At 64.7% G+C, this 18460-nt stretch carries 17 protein-coding genes; 10 read left to right on the top strand and 7 right to left on the bottom strand.

The annotated features are described in order from the left end of the window. The first annotated feature begins 40 nt into the window (after positions 1 to 40). Positions 41 to 547 carry a GNAT family N-acetyltransferase gene (locus tag LQR33_RS06275; protein ID WP_231178272.1) on the top strand — a complete coding sequence of 169 codons (507 nt, stop codon included), beginning with the start codon at positions 41 to 43 and terminating at the stop codon, positions 545 to 547. Positions 548 to 550: 3 nt separating this feature from the next. Here the strand turns inward: LQR33_RS06275 and LQR33_RS06270 are convergent, their stop codons facing one another. The 5 genes from LQR33_RS06270 to LQR33_RS06250 form a co-directional block, all read right to left on the bottom strand. After that, positions 551 to 904: a hypothetical protein gene (locus LQR33_RS06270; protein ID WP_166439110.1), complete on the bottom strand. Its 354-nt coding sequence runs from the start codon at positions 902 to 904 to the stop codon at positions 551 to 553. A gap of 127 nt (positions 905 to 1031) precedes the next feature. Further along, positions 1032 to 2387 (bottom strand): MATE family efflux transporter, encoded by a 1356-nt coding sequence (locus LQR33_RS06265; RefSeq protein ID WP_166439109.1) that lies wholly within the window; start codon positions 2385 to 2387, stop codon positions 1032 to 1034. 383 nt (positions 2388 to 2770) lie between these two features. Next, a complete protein-coding gene (locus LQR33_RS06260) occupies positions 2771 to 3781 on the bottom strand; it encodes a BMP family lipoprotein (protein WP_166439108.1) in 1011 nt (336 codons plus the stop codon). A gap of 288 nt (positions 3782 to 4069) precedes the next feature. Next, positions 4070 to 4870, bottom strand: coding sequence for a siderophore-interacting protein (locus LQR33_RS06255; RefSeq protein WP_231178276.1), 801 nt, complete (start codon positions 4868 to 4870; stop codon positions 4070 to 4072). Positions 4871 to 4879: 9 nt separating this feature from the next. Further along, positions 4880 to 5479, bottom strand: a complete 600-nt coding sequence (locus LQR33_RS06250; protein WP_166439106.1) for a PadR family transcriptional regulator — start codon at positions 5477 to 5479, stop codon at positions 4880 to 4882. Positions 5480 to 5679: 200 nt separating this feature from the next. Between LQR33_RS06250 and LQR33_RS06245 the strand changes: the two genes are divergently transcribed. After that, on the top strand, positions 5680 to 7314 hold the full coding sequence (locus tag LQR33_RS06245; protein ID WP_166439105.1) for a methyl-accepting chemotaxis protein: 1635 nt from the start codon (positions 5680 to 5682) through the stop codon (positions 7312 to 7314). A 3-nt stretch (positions 7315 to 7317) separates the two neighbouring features. Here LQR33_RS06245 and LQR33_RS06240 read toward each other — a convergent pair whose 3' ends face one another. After that, complete coding sequence (locus tag LQR33_RS06240; RefSeq protein ID WP_231467997.1) at positions 7318 to 8232, bottom strand: TIGR02285 family protein; 915 nt, start codon at positions 8230 to 8232, stop codon at positions 7318 to 7320. A gap of 282 nt (positions 8233 to 8514) precedes the next feature. Here LQR33_RS06240 and LQR33_RS06235 point away from each other — a divergent pair, with 282 nt between their 5' ends. The 5 genes from LQR33_RS06235 (at position 8515) to LQR33_RS06215 (ending at position 14087) form a co-directional block, all read left to right on the top strand. Then, positions 8515 to 9015: a metal-dependent hydrolase gene (locus LQR33_RS06235; protein ID WP_231178286.1), complete on the top strand. Its 501-nt coding sequence runs from the start codon at positions 8515 to 8517 to the stop codon at positions 9013 to 9015. A gap of 171 nt (positions 9016 to 9186) precedes the next feature. Continuing rightward, positions 9187 to 10167, top strand: a complete 981-nt coding sequence (gene hlyD / locus LQR33_RS06230; RefSeq protein WP_231467995.1) for a secretion protein HlyD — start codon at positions 9187 to 9189, stop codon at positions 10165 to 10167. Continuing rightward, on the top strand, positions 10164 to 11882 hold the full coding sequence (locus LQR33_RS06225; protein WP_231467993.1) for an ATP-binding cassette domain-containing protein: 1719 nt from the start codon (positions 10164 to 10166) through the stop codon (positions 11880 to 11882). Before hlyD ends, LQR33_RS06225 begins: the two co-directional genes overlap by 4 nt. After that, a complete protein-coding gene (locus LQR33_RS06220; protein WP_231467991.1) occupies positions 11879 to 12991 on the top strand; it encodes an ABC transporter permease in 1113 nt (370 codons plus the stop codon). Before LQR33_RS06225 ends, LQR33_RS06220 begins: the two co-directional genes overlap by 4 nt. 4 nt (positions 12992 to 12995) lie before the next feature. Next, positions 12996 to 14087, top strand: coding sequence for an ABC transporter permease (locus LQR33_RS06215; RefSeq protein ID WP_231467989.1), 1092 nt, complete (start codon positions 12996 to 12998; stop codon positions 14085 to 14087). Here LQR33_RS06215 and LQR33_RS06210 read toward each other — a convergent pair. Beyond that, the gene (locus tag LQR33_RS06210; RefSeq protein ID WP_166439098.1) at positions 14058 to 14705 is read right to left on the bottom strand and encodes a TetR family transcriptional regulator; all 648 of its coding nucleotides are present in this window, start codon (positions 14703 to 14705) and stop codon (positions 14058 to 14060) included. The genes LQR33_RS06215 and LQR33_RS06210 overlap by 30 nt on opposite strands. 115 nt (positions 14706 to 14820) lie before the next feature. Between LQR33_RS06210 and LQR33_RS06205 the strand changes: the two genes are divergently transcribed. The 3 genes from LQR33_RS06205 (at position 14821) to LQR33_RS06195 (ending at position 18455) form a co-directional block, all read left to right on the top strand. Then, positions 14821 to 16194, top strand: a complete 1374-nt coding sequence (locus tag LQR33_RS06205; protein ID WP_221668311.1) for an MATE family efflux transporter — start codon at positions 14821 to 14823, stop codon at positions 16192 to 16194. A 67-nt stretch (positions 16195 to 16261) separates the two neighbouring features. Beyond that, on the top strand, positions 16262 to 17473 hold the full coding sequence (locus LQR33_RS06200; RefSeq protein WP_221668310.1) for a M24 family metallopeptidase: 1212 nt from the start codon (positions 16262 to 16264) through the stop codon (positions 17471 to 17473). Positions 17474 to 17747: 274 nt separating this feature from the next. Beyond that, complete coding sequence (locus LQR33_RS06195) at positions 17748 to 18455, top strand: hypothetical protein (RefSeq protein ID WP_221664394.1); 708 nt, start codon at positions 17748 to 17750, stop codon at positions 18453 to 18455. Positions 18456 to 18460: the final 5 nt, after the last annotated feature.

Raw genomic sequence — 18460 nt, 5'->3', positions numbered from 1 at the left:
TATAGATCTACCGCCGGTCTTGCGCCGGGAGATCAATGCCATGCTGCACCTGGCTTACCAATGCGAGGGCGAGCCGGATCTGGACGAGGCGCTGCACCGGCCGGAGCTGGAAGCCCAATCGTTTTACCTGCTGGAGGATGGGCGGCTGATCGCTTACGCCTCGGTACTGGGCAAAGCCATCGTCCATCAGGGGAGCGTTTTCTCGCTGGGCAGCCTCAGCTGCGTCGCCGTATGCCCGGAGCTTCGCGGACACGGCCTGGGGGAGCGCATCGCTGCCGCGGCATCGGATTGGCTCAGGGGTTGCGGCCGTTACGATATCGCCGCGTTTTCCTGCGATGCCGGGTTATTGCCGTTTTATCGGCGCTCAGGGGGCTGGGAAGCGGCCGATGCCGTGCTGGTCGCCAACGAAGATGAAAATGCCTTGCGCAGCGATAAACTGGGCAAGGCCGTGGTGCTGGAGCCGCTGTCGGAGCAGGCTAGGGCGGCGGAAGCGTCGTTCCGCGGCGCGGCGGTCAATCTGGATTTGCCGCCGGGAGAATTCATCTGAGCGTCAGCGCGGCGCTTTGCGGCGCGGAGCCTTGGCGGGCAACTGCATGCCAAGTTCCAGCTCGAACAGGCTGCCGGTGCGGCCAGTCTGCGACTGGCAGGCGATCATCAGCGCTCGGTTGATCGCCTCTTTCTTGCTGACGCCCCACCATTCGATCATCTTGTCCAAAGACTTCTGCGCGTCCCGGCTCAGCTCCACCGTCACCGACAACTCCTGCAATCGGTTTCGGCGCAGCTCGCGGCTGCGGCGCTTGCGCTCGGCCACCGTCATCGCCCGTTCGCCCAGCGGTTTGCGGCCCGGTTTCTTGGGCACTCCGCCTATCAGGTCGAAGGTGTAGTGATCGCAAGGGTCTTTCATTGATGAGTGACGGGTCACGGCAAAATAAACGAGGGGGCGCAAGAATACCATAAAGCGGCTGCTTGCGCAGGCGGGCGGAGATGGCGCGGAGAAATATGCCAAAGTTATTTCCCGCCCACCCCAGGCCTTAGCGCGCGAACGCGGCCGCCGGCCGCAGCCGCTGGCTAAACTGCCGCCGCAACAGCAGCAGACTGACCAGTGCCTGGATGAAGGTGCTGCCGATGGAAAAATGCCATACCTGCTCGATGGCAAAGCCTCCTTGCGCCACCAACCACATCACCGGGGCGACAAAGGCTAGCAGACGCACCGTGGAACTCAGCAGCGCCGGCCGGGTGTCGCCCAGCCCCTGGAATATGCTGGAACAGGTGAAAATCACCCCTTGGGCGATGAAGTTCCAGCTGATCAGCTGCAAGAACTGCACGCCGTAACGCACCACCACGCCATCCTTGGCGAAATAACCAATCAGGCTTCCCGCCTGCCAGTAAACGCCCCCGGCCACCGCCACCATCAATGCGCTGATCAGAAACAGCGCCGAGCCAAAGCAAGACCGTACCCGGTCGGCGCGGCCAGCGCCGAAATTCTGCCCGATGATGGGGCCGGCGGCGAAGGCCACCGCCATCGCCGGCAGAATCAGCCCCTGCACCAGGCGAGAGCCGGCGCCGAAAGCCGCCTGCGCTGCCGTGCCGAAATCGCGGATCGCCCAGTAGATGACGGCCGAAAACAGGAACATCAGCGCGTACTCGCCGCCGGCCGGCAAACCTATGGCCAGAATGCGGCCCCACTCGCGCCATCGGGGCGCCAGCAGCCGCCGTTCCAGTCCGACATAATGCTCAAGCCGATGAAAATAGAACCACAAGGCCGCCACCGCAGCAGCCAGCGACAGTGTGCTAGCCAAGCCGGCGCCGGCCACCCCCAGCGGGTGGCCGGTCAGCCAGCCGGCGATCAGTACTGGCGCCAGGATCGCGTTGATGATGACGCTCAGTAGCTGGACCACCAGCGTAGGCTGGACGATGCCGGTGCCGCGCAAGGCCGAACCCATCGAAACCAGGGCGAACTGCAGCGCCAGCCCCGGCATATACCAATGCAGATACGTGCGACCCGCAGCGATGGTTGCCGAATCGGAGGACACCGAAACCATATAGGCATGCGCGGCGGCGTAACCAATCAACAACACCGCCAGGCCGACCAGCAGCGCTAGCATCAGCGACTGGTTGAAGATCAGGTTCGCCTCGGCGCGGTCCTTGCGGCCCACCGCCTGCGAAATCAGCGCCACCGTGCCTACACCCAGCACTTGCGTCAACGCCATCACTAAGAAGGCCGCATTGCCGGCGACGCCGACGCCGGCAAGCGCATGGGCGCCCAGTTCGCCGATGAAATACAGATCGATCAAAAAATAAAGCGCCTGGAAAATCATGCCGATCGCAATCGGCGCCGCCATTGTCAAAATGTGGCGGGTGATCGCGCCTTCGGTAAGGTCTTTCATCTTGGTCTCTTGCTGTCTGGCCATGCGGCGCGGTGGGTTGAGCGGCCTGGCTGGATCGCCAAGGCCCTAGTCAGACGGAAAACAGCGGTGCGAGCATCTCGACTCTCGCCCTGCGGTAATGCGTCTTGAGGTGGATTATCCCGCCCGGTGCGAAATCATACTTGACTCATATTGCGCGATATTGAAACATGCCGATCGGATATTTGTCGGATTGGGACAACTCTGGCAAACGCAGAAGCAAGCGGCGCGCGCAAAAGGAAGGGCCGCAGCAGGCGGGAAGGGCCGACGCAGAAACGAAAACAGCGCCAGAAGGCGCTGTCAGGAACGGTGCCCCGACAACCGCGCGGCCTGTCAGGCCCGGGCTCCGGCGGCGGCTTGGCGGCTCAGTTCACCGGGCAGCTGTTGGCTGCGCGGTAGTCCACCACCTTGATCTTGCCGGCGATGATGTCCTTGCGCGCGGCGATGATCTTCTTTTCCATTTCCGGCGTGATCAGCGCGCGGTTGTACTGGTCCAGCGCCCAGTCCACGCCGTTTTCCTTCAGACCCATCAGCTTGGTGCTCGGCTTCCACTTGCCGTCTTTGGCGTCGCGCATGGTTTCGTACACGGCGTTGTCCACGCGCTTGACCATCGAGGTCAGCACGGTGCCCGGCTGCATGTAGTTCTGGTTGCTGTCCACGCCGATGTAGTACTTGCCCGAAGCCTTGGCAGCCTGGATCACGCCCACATTCGACAGTGCAGCGGCGGCGAAGATCACGTCGGCGCCGCGGTCGTACTGGCTCTTGGCCAGCTCGTTGCCGCGCGACGGGTCATTGAAGGCGGTGTGGGTGGTGCCCAGCATGTTCTGCAGCACCACGGCCTTCGGGTTCACGTAGCGCGCGCCCTGCGCGTAGCCGCAGCCAAAGGCGCGGATCAGCGGCACGTCCATGCCGCCCAGGTAGCCCACTTTGCCGGTCTTGGACTTCAGCGCGGCGGCCATGCCCACCAGGAAGGAGCCTTCCTGTTCCTTGAAGGCGATGCTTTGCACATTGGCGCCCTTGGCCACCGAGTCCACCAGCGTGAACTTGGTGTTCGGGAATTCCTTGGCCACGGTCTCGATCGATTGGGTGTAGGCGAAGCCCACGGCCACTACCAGGTCGGCGCCTTTGCGCGCCATATTGCGCAGCACTTGCTCCTTCTGCGCATCGTTGCTGGGTTGACCTTCGCGGTAATTGATCTTGAACTCTTTCTTGAAGCGTTCGGCGCCGGTATAGGCCGCTTCATTGAAGCTCTTGTCGAACTTGCCGGCCTGGTCGTACACCACGGCCACGTTGAAGTCCTTGGCCAGCGCGGAGCCGGCGAGCAGGGCGGCGGCTACGGCGCATCCTGCGGTCTTGATCGCAAACGTCATTTTCATCAGCTTTTCTAGTAGTAGTTTTCGAGATGGCTTGCCCGCGGGCATGCCGCGGGCGCTTCAACGAGGGGGCATGCCGTGCCGGCGAGAGGGAGGCCTCGCGCGGCAGGATGCGACGAGGCGGGCGCCGCGCCGTCTTACGACCGCGCATGCAACCCGCCCATTGAAGCGGCGAAATTCTACCCAGCGCCACCCCTCGTGTAAACCAATATAGACGAAACGCGCGCAAAAACCGCCGGGCCCTTCGGCATTCGCGACAGCCGCTTTACGATGCGGGTCGCATCGCCGGCATCACTCCTCGCTGATGCTTTCATGCGCGCCGGCGTCGCCGCGCTTCCAGTAGCCGGCCACCCGCATCCTGTCCTTGGACAAGCCGCGCTGCTTCAGTTGCTGGTGGGTGGCGCGCATCTCGCCGCTTTCGCCCGCCGCCCAGACGAAGCCGGCGCCAGAGGGCAGGCCGCGCCCGTCCAGCGCTTGCTCCAGGCTTTCGCTCCGGCTCCGGTAACGCCAGATGATTTCCACTCCGTCCGGCGCGGTCAGCTCGAAACGGCAATCCGGGCTGTCGGCCAGGATCAGCGCCAAGCCCCGCGCATTGTCTGGCAATTCCTCCAGCCTGCGGGCGATGGCCGGCAGCGCGGATTCGTCGCCAAGCAGCCAATGCCAATCGAAACCAGAGGGAATGACGCGTGAGCCGCGCGGGCCGCCGATGCCTAGCTTGTCGCCGGGCTGGGCGCTCAAAGCCCAGTCGGCGGCGATGCCGCCCGCGTGGACGACAAAATCGATATCCAGCTCTCCAGCTGCCGCGTCGTAGCGGCGCGGGGTGTAGTCGCGCATCGGCGGCTTGGGCTTGTCGGCCGGAAAGCGGATGCCGCCGTCCTCGGCGATGGACGGCAAGGTTGGTTGTTTTGCGCCGGGCTCGGGGAAGAACAGTTTCACGTGGTCGTCGAAAGACGCGGAAATGAAGCCGTCCAGCTCATCGCCAACCAGAGTGATGCGCAGCATGGACGGCGACAGCCGCGATACGCGCGCCACCTGCAGCAGGCGGAAACGCAAGGGATGGCGCAGGCGTTGAATCTCAAGTTCGGTATTCATGGGATTTCCTCAGGATTTTTCCGCGCCGGCGATTTCGGCGACGGCGCGTTGCAAGATGGCCGCGATGCGGCGCTGTTCGTCAGGCTCCGCCTGGTCCCGGAGCAGCAGCGCGTGTTTCAGCGCGCGCCTCGCCTCTATCAGCTCTCTCGTCCAGCCGGCCGCTCCGTCCTCGCCGATTTCCTCGCCGGCGTAGGCGCGCCGCGCCAGCTCCATCTTGCGGCCGATATGGGTCAGCTTGGCCAGCGTCAGCTCCACGTGTTCGCGATGGAGGGCCAATCGTTCCCGGCCGGCCTCCGCGATGGCGTAGCACTTCCGCTTGCCGTGGCTGGCGGCGGTGACCTGACCCGCTTCCTCCATGCGGGTGAGGGCGGGGTAGGCCACGCCCGGGCTGGGGCTGTAATAGCCGTTGGAGCGGGAGGCCAGCTCCTTGATCAGCTCGTAGCCATGACAGGAGCGCTCATTGATCAGCGCCAGCAACAGCAGCTGGAGATCGTCGGAACCAAACTTGCGTCCGCGGGCCAGCGCGCCATCATCGCCGCCGCGACGGTGCGATCCGCGCATCGCCCGCAGCATGCGGCGAATCGGGTGTCGGTATGGATTGCATGGCATGGCTGGCCCTCTTTATTGGGTAATATGTCTTACGATATATATCGTAAGATACAAAGTCAAGTGAAGGAGTTGATTGGCCGTGCAACTTAAATCCGAATGCCGGTTCCATGACAAAAATCAATAAAATACATTTGAATATTGAAATTGAATAATGGCATCGGTTATCGTTGGCAGTTGTTTACAAATTCCGTGAGCGAAACATGGCCAGAACCCTTTCCTTGAAACGGCGGCTGTTGCTGCAGACCGTCAGCGCGATCGTCCTGGTCTGCGTGCTGGGCGCCTTGCTGATGAATGCCCTGCGTCAACAGATGATGGACGACAGGCACGACCAGGTGCGCAGCCAGGTGGAAAACGCAGCCAGTTTGGTGGCGATGCATGAGGAGCAGGCCGCAGCCGGACTGGTGCCGGAGGCGGAAGCGCAGAAAATGGCGCTGCAGGAGCTGGCGAGGCTGCGCTTCGACGGCGACGAGTACTTCTTCACGCTGGACCGCAATCTGAAGTGGCTGTCCCACGGCGTGAATCCCAAACTGGTCGGCAAAGACATGCACAGCGTCAAGGACGGCGCCGGGGCCAATATCGGCGCGCTATTCGAACAAACCATGCGCAGCGGCGGCGGCAAGGGCTTTGTCAACTACGTATGGGACAAGCCGGGCGCCAGCTCGCCCCAGCCCAAGCTCGCCTATTTCCAGAGCACGCCGCGCTGGGGTTGGGTGGTGGGCACCGGCCTCTACCTGGACGACATCAACGCCACGCTGACTCGGCAACTGCTGAGCGTGGGCGCGCAGGTGCTGCTGTTCATGGCGGTCAGCCTGTCGCTTGGCTGGTGGGTGTATCGCAGTGTGATGCGGGAGTTGGGCACGGAGCCATCCGAAGCCGCCGACATCGTGCGGGAGATCGCCGCCGGCAAGCTTGACCGGGAAATACTAGTGGGCGCCGGCCATCAGGACAGCCTGCTGGCCCATATCCGGGAAATGCAGGGACAACTTCGCCAACTGGTGGGCGACATCATGCGCGACGCCGAAGAGCTAGGCCGCCTGAACGCCGACGTGGTGGACGGCGCGCGCATGGTGGCCGGCAACTCCCAGGGGCAGAGCGAGGGCGCTGCGGCGATGGCGGCCTCGGTGGAGCAGCTGACTGTCAGCATCAACCATATCGCCCAGCACGCGTCCGACGCCCGCGCGGTATCTCAGGACTCCGGCCACCTGTCCGAAGCCGGCAGCCAGGTGATCGCGCGCGCGGTGGAGGAAATGCAGGGCATTAGCGCCACCGTGGACCTGACCGAGGCCGCCATTTCCGAGCTGGCCAGCAAAACGTCCACCATCTCCAACATCATGCAGGTGATCAAGGACATCGCCGATCAGACCAATTTGCTGGCGTTGAACGCCGCCATCGAGGCGGCGCGCGCCGGCGAGACCGGCCGCGGCTTCGCGGTGGTGGCTGACGAGGTGCGCAAATTGTCTGAGCGCACGGCCAAGGCCACCGAGCAGACGGCGGACATGATCGCGGAGATTCAGGCCAGCTCGGACCTGTCGCGCAGGAATATGAGCGATACGGTGGCCAAGGTGAAAACCGGCCTGGAGCTGGCGGAGCAGGGCGGCGAACTGATCCAGCAGATCCGCGGCAGCGCCAGCCAGGTGGTGCAGGTGGTCAATGACATCTCGCACGCGCTGCAAGAGCAGGGCACCGCCAGCCAGGACATCGCCCGCCACGTCGAACAGATCGCGCAGGTGGCGTCCGGCAACGCGGTGGCCGCCACCCAGGCGTCGGAAAGCATACAGCGGATAGACGAAGTGACCGGCAACCTCAGGCTGTCGGTCGCGCAATTCCAGGTTTGACGCTCAGGGCCTGGCCAGCGAGTAGCGCGCGGGGTCGGCCGCCCGCGCGCGCTGGCGGTAGAAACGGTCCAGCTCGGCGCGGTAGCGTTGCGCGGATTCGGGAGACAGCCAGCGGTCCTGCGCCTGCCGGTAGGCAGGATCGGCGACGACCTCGCTCAGCAATTGGTCTATCTTCATCACGGCCATCCTGCCCCAGCGGGTGCGCGGGCAGGCGATGCCCACCGGAATCAGCGCCGCGCCGGCGATGGGCAGGCTGGTCAGCGGGTGCTCCCGGCTCTGCTGGTCCCGGTATTTGAAGTTGGGTTCGTAATCCAGCGTGTAGTCGGCGCGCCCCAATTCCAGCAGTTTGAACAAGCCGTCGTTGGACGGGAGGTTGGGAATCTCCCTGACGTTCGATCCGCCCTTGCTCTCCGCCAACAGGCGGTCGATTTCAGCGGTGTAGCTTCTGCCGGCGGCGGTGATGCCGCGCAGCCCGGGCTTGCGGATCAACGCGCCCAGCACCGCCTCTCCCGCCTCGTTCAGCGGCGCTTGCGCCGCAGCCTCCTTGCGGATCACCAGCCGCAGCGGCAACTGCATGTGGGTCAACGTGAAAAAGGCGAATTTCTCCCGCTCCGGCGTCGGAATCAGGTTCATCCTGCATAACTGGCTGCCGCGTTGAAGCTCCAGCGTGCTGCGCGCGGTGCTCATCACCATGAATCGATGCTCGGCCTCCGGCCAGCGCGCGATGATCAGCTTGAGATAAATGTCGTTCTGACCAGTGGTGGGTTTGCCGTTGCGAATGATGAAGTTGGGCGCCCAGTCGGACAATACCCAGGTGATCTGGTAGGGCTCGCCCGCGTGGGCCGCGGCGGAGGCAAGCGCCAGCAGGGCGAAACGAGCCAGATTGCGCCAAGAGATGGCGGGCGGGAACACAAGCATCGACACTCCACGCGGCGCCCAGGCCGCTGAATTCATTCTAGACCGTCGATTTTCAGCAACCAATTCCTCGGCGGACGGTCTGTTCCTGCCTTACTGACGGATTTCGCGCGGTCTGCCTTGCCGCAACGGCGCAGACTGGGCTTTTCAGATGGCCGTTTTTGCTTCCGCCGCGTGACTGCAGTAGCATGTGCGCCCCGCGCAAGCGCGCGGCAGGGCAACAAAGCAACAGGCCGCAAAGGCAACAACAATAATGACTGACAATTTTAGCGGCGGGGTGGCGCCATGATGGTGGCCACCCATGTCGCATTCGGCGCGTTCTGCGCGGTTTCCGCGGCGCTGATCCTGCACTTGCCCGCCATGATGGCGGTGCTGCTGCTGGCCGGCGGGCTGGCCGGCTCGCTGCTGCCGGACATCGACCACCCCCAGAGCTGGCTCGGCCGGCGCATTCCCTTTCTTTCCCACCCCATCGCCTATCTGTTCGGCCACCGCGGCATCACTCATAGCCTGCTGGCGGTGGTCGGCGTGTTCTACGCCAGCGCCGCCTGCCTGCATGGCTGGGACGTGCGGCTGGGCCATGCGATGCCCATGGTGCTGGGCCTGTGCGTCGGTTACGCCTCCCACTTGGTGGGTGATTGGCTGACGCCCGCCGGCATTCCGTTGCTGTGGCCGATCCGGGGGCGCTTCCGGGCGCCGCTGATGCTGCTGCGGCCGAAAATGGCCGAGCCCATCATGACGGTGCTGCTATGGTTCGGCGCCGGCTTTTTGATGTCCCGCGCGCTCTAGCTGTTGCATCCGCGCCCCGGAACTCGTTCCGGCTTCTGGATCGCGTGCGGAATGCCATGCGCGGCGGCTCCGCGCGGGTATGCTATCGGGTAGCCGCCGCATCCTGACTGCTTGGGCGGCGAGGCCGAATGGCGGATGCGTCCGCTTCCGGCCGAAACAACAGGGGGCGGAATGAAAAAATGGATGGCGCCCGCGGCGCTGTTGCTGGCGGCGGCGCTGGCGGGGGGCTATTACCTTTACCAGCGAGAGGCCGAGGCCGCGCGCCAGGGCACGCTTTATGGCAACGTCGACATTCGCGAAGTAGCGCTGGCCTTCCGCGTTTCCGGCCGGCTGGCTTCCGTCCAGGTGGACGAAGGCGACAGCGTGCAGCCGGGGCAGATCCTGGCGCGGCTGGATGTCGAGCCGCTGAAGAACAGCCTGAACGCCGCCCTGGCCAACGAGGCGGCGCTGGCGGCGCGCAACACGCTGATGCGCATGGGCAGCCGCAGCGAGGACATCGCCCAGGCGCGCGCCAGGCTGGAGGCGGCCCAGGCCGCCGTGATCCAGTCCGAGAGCGAATACCGGCGCCAGCGCGACCTGGTGCCAGCTGGCGGCAGCAGCAGGCAATTGCTGGAGGCCGCCCGCTCGCAGCGCGATCAGTCGCTCGCCCAGCGCAACGCCGCCGCCCAGCAGCTGAAGGCGCTGGTCGCCGGTTTTCGGCCCGAGGAGATCGCCGAATCCGACGCCCAATTGAAACAAGCCCGAGCCAGCGTCGCTTCCGCGCGGCTGGCCCTGAAAGACGCCAGCCTGCAATCCCCCAGCGCCGGCATCATCCTCGCCCGCGCGGTGGAGGCCGGCAGCATGGTCCAGGCCGGAACGCCGGCGTTCACGCTGTCGCTGCGCCAGCCGGTATGGGTTCGCGCTTATGTCGGCGAAACCCAGCTAGGCAAGTTCGCCGCCGGCACCGAAGTGCGTGTATCCAGCGACAGCCACCCGGACAAGACTTATCGCGGCGTGGTGGGTTTCGTGTCGCCTACCGCCGAGTTCACGCCCAAATCGGTGGAGACGCCCGATCTGCGCACGGCGCTGGTCTATCGGATACGCGTGGTGGTCGGAGATGCCGACGCCGCGCTCAGCCAGGGCATGCCGGTGACGGTGAGGCTGGCGCGGTGAGCGCCGCCATCCATGCCGCGAGCCTGGGCAAACGCTTTCCCGGCGCGGCGGCGGACGCGGTGTCCGGCGTGGATCTGGACATCCCACCCGGCTGCGTGGCCGGACTGGTGGGGCCGGACGGTGCCGGCAAGACCACGCTGCTGCGCATGCTGGCCGGCCTGCTGACGCCCAGCTCAGGGGAGGCGAGCGTGGCCGGGTTGAATCCCGTCGCCGACAGGGACGCGCTGTGGCGGAACATAGGCTATATGCCGCAAAAGTTCGGCCTGTACGAAGACCTGACCGTGCAGGAAAACCTGGACCTGTACGCCGATTTGCGGGAAGTGCCCATCGACGAACGCGAGCGTGACTTCGCGCGCCTGCTGGCGCTGACAGATCTCGCGCCGTTCACCGGCCGCCACGCCGGTAAGCTGTCAGGCGGCATGAAGCAGAAGCTGGGCCTGGCTTGCTCGCTGCTGGGCAGGCCACGCGCCTTGCTGCTGGACGAGCCCGGCGTCGGCGTCGATCCCATCTCCCGGCGCGAGTTGTGGAAGCTGATCCGCGCGCTGTCGGCCGACGGCATCACCGTGCTGCTCAGCACCGCCTACCTCGACGAGGCGGAATCTTGCGACAGGGTCTACCTGATGGCCTGCGGCCGGATACGCGCCGGCGGGCCGCCGGCCGAACTGACCGCGCCGCTGGCCGGTCGCTGCCTGCAGTTGTCCGGCATCGCGGGCAACCGCCGGCGCCTGTTGCAGCGCCTGTTGCGCCAGCCGGCGCTGATGGACGGCACGATACAGGGCCACAGCCTGCGCCTGTTGCTGCGTGACGAAAACCACTGGCCCGACCTGGCCGCGGCGGAGGCGGGGCCGGATGCCAAACTGCAGCCCGCACGGCCCAGGCTGGAAGACGCGTTCATCAGCTTGTTGGGCGGCGGTCCGGGCGGAGACTCGGCGCTGGCGGATGTGATGCCCGATCTGCCGCGCCGCGGCGACGAAGCCGTGATCGAGGCCCGGCGGCTGAGCAAGCGTTTCGGCGACTTCCGCGCCGCCGACGACATCAGCTTCGCGGTGCGCCGCGGCGAGGTGTTCGGCCTGCTGGGGCCGAACGGCGCCGGGAAGTCCACCACCTTCAAGATGGAATGCGGCCTGCTCAAGCCCAGCGAGGGACAGGCGCTGGTCATGGGGCTGGACTTGAAAGCCAGCCCCAGCGCCGCTCGCCAGCAGCTGGGCTATATGGCGCAAAAGTTTTCGCTGTACGCGCATCTGACGGTGCGGCGCAACCTGATGTTCTTCTCCGGGGTCTACGGCCTGGCCGGAAAAACCCAGCGCGACAAGATGGCGCAGATGGAGCGGGTGTTCGGCCTGGGGCCGCACATGGATAGTCCGGCCGGCGAGCTGCCGCTGGGCTTCAAGCAGAGGCTGGCGCTGGCCTGCGCGGTGATGCATGAACCGCCGCTGCTGTTTCTGGACGAGCCCACCTCCGGGGTTGATCCGGTCACCCGACGCGAGTTCTGGACCCATATCAACGGCCTGGCGGAAAAGGGCGTCACCGTGCTGGTGACCACCCATTTCATGGACGAGGCCGAATACTGCGACCGCATCGCGCTGGTCTATCGCGGCCGGCTGCTGGCGCTGGATACGCCGGATGCGCTCAAGCGCCGCGTGGAGAGCTCGGTCTTGCCCGATCCGACGATGGAGGATGCCTTCATTCAGCTGGTGGAGGAGGCCGACCGATGAACCTGCGCCGCCTGGCCGCGCTGTGCCGCAAGGAGAGCTATCAGATCGTCCGCGACCCCAGCAGCATCCTGATCGCCTTCATCTTGCCGGTGGCGCTGTTGTTCATCCTGGGGTACGCGGTGAATCTGGACTCCGCCCACATCCGGCTGGGTTTGCTGCGCGAGGATGGCGGCGGCGCCGCGCAACGGCTGGCCGCGACGCTGTACGCGACGCCGGCGCTGGACGTGCAGCCGCTGCGCTCCCGTCCGGAAATGGAGCAAAAACTGGCGCATGGCAAGATACGCGGCGCGGTAGTGATTCGAGAGGGCTTCTCCCGCGACTGGCTGGCTGGACGGGGAACGGTTCAGCTGCTGACCGACGGCGCGGAGCCGAACACCGCCAACTTCGTCGCCGCCTATGTCCAGGGCGCCTGGCTGCGCTGGCAGCAGGCCGAAGGCGACGAGCGCGCCCACCCCATCACGCCAGCCATCGATATCCGCCAGCGCTTCTGGTTCAACCCCAGCGCGGAAAGCCCCAATTTCCTGGTGCCGGGCACCATCGCCATCGTGATGACCATCATCGGCGCGCTGCTGTCCTCGCTGGTGGTGGCGCGGGAATGGGAGCGGGGCACCATGGAAGCGCTGCTGGCCACGCCGGTGAGCCGCGCCGAATTGCTGCTATCCAAGATACTGCCGTATTACGTGCTGGGGATCGCGGCCATGCTGTTGTGCCTGATCGTTGCCGTGTTCGTGATGGGGGTGCCTTTCCGCGGGCCGCTGTGGCTGCTGTGGCTGATGTCCTCGCTGTTTCTGGCCAACGCGCTGGGGATGGGCCTGTTCCTGTCCACGGTGATGCGCACCCAGTTCGACGCCGCCCAGGCCGCGTTGACAGCCGGCTACCTGCCCGCGCTGATGCTGTCGGGCTTCGTGTTCGAGATTTCCAGCATGCCGGCGCCGCTGCAATGGCTGACCCGCATCCTGCCGGCGCGGTATTTCGCCAGCACGCTGCAGACGCTGTTCCAGGCCGGGGTGATTCCATCGTTGCTGTGGTTCAACGCCGCCAGCCTGATTCTGCTGGGCGTGTTCTGGCTGGGACAGACCGTGCGCAAAACCCGCCGCACGCTCGACTGAAGCCATGTGGCAACGACTGTTGTGGCTGATCATCAAGGAACTGCAGGCGCTGGCCGGCAACCGCCAGGGGCGCCTGTTGCTGGTTGTGCCCGTGCTGCTGCAACTGCTGGTGTTTCCCTTCGCCGCCACGCTGGAGGTCAAGCATGCCAGCCTGGCGGTTTACAATCAGGATGCCGGCGCGGCCTCGCAGGAGTTGGTGAAACGCCTGGCCGCCAGCGCCACGTTCGACCATATCGTGCCGATGCGCAGCCATGAGGCGTTGCGCGACTGTGTAGACCGGCAGTGCGCGCTGCTGGCGGTGGTGTTTCCGCAGGATTTCTCGCGCGCGCTGGCCGCCGGCCGCCCGGCCACGCTGCAGGTAATCGTGGATGGCCGCCGCTCCAACAGCGGGCAGATCGCCAGCGCCTATATCGGGCAAGTGGTCGCCGCTTACCAGCAGGAGCGCGTCGCCCCGGGGCCGCAATTGTCGGTGCGCAATCTGTACAACCCCAATCTGGAGTTCCAGTGGCACGTGCTGCCCAGCCTGGTGGCCATCATCACCACCATAGGCTGCCTGATCGTCACCGCCTTGTCGGTGGCGCGGGAGCGCGAGGAGGGTACTTACGACCAGCTGCTGGTGTCGCCGCTGACGCCGGCCTATGTGATGGCAGGCAAGGCGGTGCCTGGCGTGCTGGTGGCGCTGCTGCAGGGAGGGCTGATCGCCATCGCCGCGGCCTGGGCCTATCGGGTGCCTTTCGGCGGCTCCACCGCCCTGCTGCTGACCAGCATGGCCAGTTATGGGCTGGCGCTGGCCGGAGTGGGGCTGTTCATCTCGTCGATCTGCCGCACCCAGCAACAGGCGTTCCTGGGCGTGTTTTCCTTCATGGTGCCGGCGGTGATCCTGTCGGGCTACGTATCGCCGATCGAAAACATGCCGGACGCGCTGCAATGGCTGGCGCGGATCAATCCGCTCAGCTACTTCATTCCCATTTTGAAGGGGGTGTTCCTGAAAGGCTATGGCTTCGCCGACGCCTGGCCGTGGCTGCTGCCGCTGTGGCTGATCGCCGTGGCCACGCTGAGTCTGGCGCTATGGCGCTTCCGGCGCCATGTCGAGTAGCGGCGGCCGGCGCATGATGCTGGCCGCGTGCGGCAGTCCCTGCAGCGCGCCGCGCAAGATTCGTTCGCATCGGGGCAGCGCATCGGGACTGGCCTCCAGCAGCTCGTACAAGCCAAGAAACAGGCAGACCAGATAGTCCGCGGCCAGCCCGATGTCCAGCGAGGCGGGCAGCTCGTTCTGCGCGATGGCCCGCCGCAGTTGTCTGCGCGCGTAGTGCGTGGTCAAGCGGTCCGCCAGTTCGCGCCGCCGCAGCACGCTGCGGTTTTCCTCGATTTGCTCGCACTTCTGATACAGGATCTGGTACACCCGCTGCGGCGAACCCGGCTCCAGGAACTGGGCCAGGTAGTAAACGCCAGCCGCCACCAGCGTATCGCCGGCGGATTCGCCTTGAGAGGGGAAGCGCAGCGCGTCCAGCGCGAACGCGCGGTCTATCATCGCCTGGCACACTTCCATCTTGTTGTCGTAATGCCCGTACACCGCGCCGCGCGACACCTTCGCCGCGTCGGCGATCTCGGCCATGGTGGCGTTGGCTATGCCCTTGTCCAGAAACACCTGCTCCGCGCCATCCAGTATCGCGTCCCGGGTTTTCTGCGAGTCTTCCTTGGTTTTGCGGGCCATCCGTCTTTTCTTTCATGTCATTGTCCGTCACATTGTGTCATTATTTAATCAATCATGCATGATTAATTAAATGCTAGAATGGCTATTCCTCATCGCTCTTTACTGTAACGACGCCATGCAGAATACCAATACCCACATCCGTGATCTGGATACGCTTCCGGTCTCCACGCTGTTCTGGCGCTACGCCATTCCCTCCATCGCCGGCATGCTGGTCACCGGCCTGTATGCGGTGATAGACGGCATTTTCGTCGGCCACTACGTGGGCAGCCACGGCCTGGCCGCGATCAATCTCGCCTATCCGCTGGTGATGCTGCAGGTGGGCCTCGGCGCGATGATCAGCATGGGCGCCGCCACCCGGATCGCGATCCAGCAAGGCGCAGGCGACATGCGCGCCGCGCGCGGCACCTTGCTGGCGGCGCTGGCGCTGCTGGTTTTGCTGAGCGCGCTGATCCCCGCGCTGGGCCTGCCCAATATCGATCTGCTGCTGTCCTGGCTGAAGGCCGATGTCCAGCCTCAGGTGGCGGAACAGGCGCGCGGCTATCTGTTGCTGATGCTGTCCGGCGCCGGCCTGACCATGGGGCCGATGCTCCTGACCTATCTGGTGCGCAACGACGGGCGTCCCAAGCTGTCCACCGCTTTGATGACGCTGGGCGCGCTGCTGAACATCGGCCTGGATTATCTGTTTGTCGGCGTGATGGGCAAGGGCCTGGCCGGCGCGGCCATCGGCACGCTGCTGGCCGAGGCCGTGGTGCTGCTTCTGGCGCTGGCATACTTTTTCAGCCCGCGCGCGGCGCTGCGCATCCAACTGGGGCGGCTGCGGCCGGACTGGCAGGGGCTGTGGCCCATCCTGGCGCTGGGCGCGCCCAGCCTGCTGATGGAGCTCAACCTGGCCCTGCTGCTGTTCGCGCACAACCGCCAGCTGCTGGTGTGGGGCGACGACCTGAGCGTGGCCGCCTATGCGGTGGCGGGCTATAGCGAGTCGCTGTTCACGCTGGTGATCCACGGCCTGGCGGTGGGCATGCAGCCGCTGCTGGGGCACGCCATCGGCGCAGGCCAGCCCGAACGGGCGCGCGCGGCTTTGCTGCACGGATTGAAAGTGGGCCTAGCCATCGGCGTGGCCGCATGTGCGGCGGTCCAGCTGTTTCCAGCCTGGATCGCCGGCTGGTACAGCGACGGCAGCAGCGAGCTGATAGAAGCCGGCAGCCGCGCGCTGCGCCTGCATTTGCTGGCCATGCCGCTGGATGGGCTGGTCATCGTCGGCGCGACAGCCTTGCAAGCCATGGCGCTGACCCGGCTGGCGCTGGGCGTGACCGTGGGCAAGACTGCGCTGCTGCTGCCGGCGCTGGCATTGCTGCCGATGGCCATGGGCCTGGACGGCGTATGGCTGGCCATGCCGCTGGTGAACCTGCTGCTTGGCGCGGCGGTCGCATTGCTGCTATGGAAGCAATTCGACCAGTTGCAAGGCGCGGCCGGCGTTCGGCATGCATAACGGACGGAAATGATATTTGATTTATGTCATATTGATATCTCAAATCCAGGAATGGGAGGGGGACGATATGGCGCATTTCGAACAGCCACGCCAGCGGGAGATGGCGCGCCGCGACCAACTGCTGCGCAACCGCCTGCTGGAGGCCGGCATCCCGCAATATGTGGCCAGCGGCACGGAGAGCATCTACTACCTGTCGGGCATCAGCTACGAACCGCTGGAGCGCCCGTTCTTCCTGCTGCTGGACGCCGCCAGCGGCAAGCGCAAGCTGCTGGTGCCCCAGCTTGAGCATGCGCACCTGAAACAGGCCTGGAATGTCGAGGAAGAAGATGTTCACAGCTATCGCGAGTACCCGGCTCCGGCGGGGCAGCGTTGGGAGGACGCGCTGATTCCGCTGCTTTGCGACCGCTTCGCCTTCGATCCCGCCACGCCGCTGCACCACGCCGAGTTCATGCAATCGGTGGGCGGCCGCGCCGACGACGCGCTGGACCTGATACGGATGGTCAAATCGCCATGGGAGATCGCCAAGCTGGCGCGCGCCGGACGCTACGCGGCGGATGGCGTGAATCAGCTGCTGCGCGGCGTTTACGACGGCGTGTCCGTGGCCGAGGGCTATGCCACCGGCCAGCAGCTGCTGCGGCGGATCATCCGCGAGGAGCCGGATTTCGACCCGCTGTGCACCCGGGTGCTGCTGGCGCCCTGGCCGGCGCCGCTGAGCGCGCAGCCGCATGCGATTCCGCAGTTGTCGCAACGGCTGAAGGATGGCCCCCACGTGGTGATTTCCGTCGTTCGCCTGGACGGCTACACCGCCGAATGCGAGCGCACCTTCTTCACCCGCGAACCCACCGCCGCCCAGCGCGAGCGTTTCCAGCTGATGGGCGAAGCGCGCAGTCTGGCGATGTCCATGCTAAGGCCGGGCGTCGCCTGCGGCGAGATCGACGAAAAGGTCAACGATTTCCTGCAGGACAGGAGCTTCGGCGATTGGCGCTTGCGGCTGCACCGTTGCGGCCATGGCCTGGGGTTGGGCAATCACGAAGCGCCCTGGCTGGCGCAGGGTAGCGCCGATGTATTGCAGGCCGGCATGGTGGTGTCGATAGAGCCGGGCATCTATCTGGAGAATGAGGGAGGCTACCGCCATTCCGATACGCTGGCCGTCACCGAAGAGGGCTGGATCAACCTGACCGGCCAGGCGGCGGTGCAGCTGGAAGCGTTGACCATTGCGGCCGCCAAACCGGCCCAAAGAATGAAAGGCTATTTCATCCGCAAAATGGTTTCAGCCTAGAAAATATATCCTCTCAGACTTTCATTAATAAAATTAAGCCCATCAAAATATAACTAGGCCAGTCTTTGACTGGCCTTTTTTCCTATTTCAGTCACTCAAACGTTTGAATTAATATTTGTAGCGAATATTTACCGTTTTATTGCAATAAATTTCATGTTATTAGCAGCAAAAGTGATATTTTCCATTCAAATAAAATAGGGCTAACATGTCTAAAATGGGAAAATCTGTCGTCGTTGCGCCAGCCTTGATGGATGCGCCCGACAGGGAAAAACTGGTGGATGAATTATACCTGGTGCATTGCGATATATTCGACGGCGTCAGCAAGGAGGATTTCGCCAGCTATGTCGTATATTCCAAAGCCAAAGAAACGCGCATTCTGATTCATAAGAATGCGCAAGGCCAATCCGTTGGTTATTGCGCAATCCATTTCTTCGAACAAAACCTGGAAGGACGCGAATCCACCGTAATCCGGATGGAAGCCGGGTTGATGCGGGCCTACCGCGGCAAAAACCGCAACGCGCCGTTCGTGTGCCGCCAGGTGCTGGCTTACCGCCTGACCCGGCCTGGCCGCCGGGTTTACTACCTGGGGGCTTTGGTGCATCCATCCAGCTATATGCTGCTGGACAAGTACGCCACCCGGGTATGGCCCAGCGCCCAGCAATCCTCAGAGCTGGATTACGGCGGGGTGATCGGCCAGCTGGCGCGGTTGTTCGGCCTCAAGCCGGTGGATCCGGACAAGCCGGGCGTGGTCCACGTGGGCTGGCAAACGCGCGATAACGAGGGCGACCGCAGGCAGTGGCAAGCCAGCCCCAATTCGGCGGCCCAGTTCTACATCCACCGCAACCCCGGCTACACCAAGGGCCATGGCTTGCTGACGCTGGTGCCGGTCACGCTGGGCTGCATGGCGCACGCCACCGGGCGCATGCTGCTGAACCGCCTGAGCCGGCTCTTCGCGCCGCATCCGCATGGCCATCGCGGCTAGAAAGC

Origin of the sequence: Chromobacterium piscinae, assembly GCF_021129175.1 — a bacterium.
GTDB lineage: Bacteria > Pseudomonadota > Gammaproteobacteria > Burkholderiales > Chromobacteriaceae > Chromobacterium > Chromobacterium piscinae.
The sequence above is the reverse complement of the archived record's forward strand: the minus strand, read 5'-3'. Positions and strand labels throughout refer to the sequence as shown.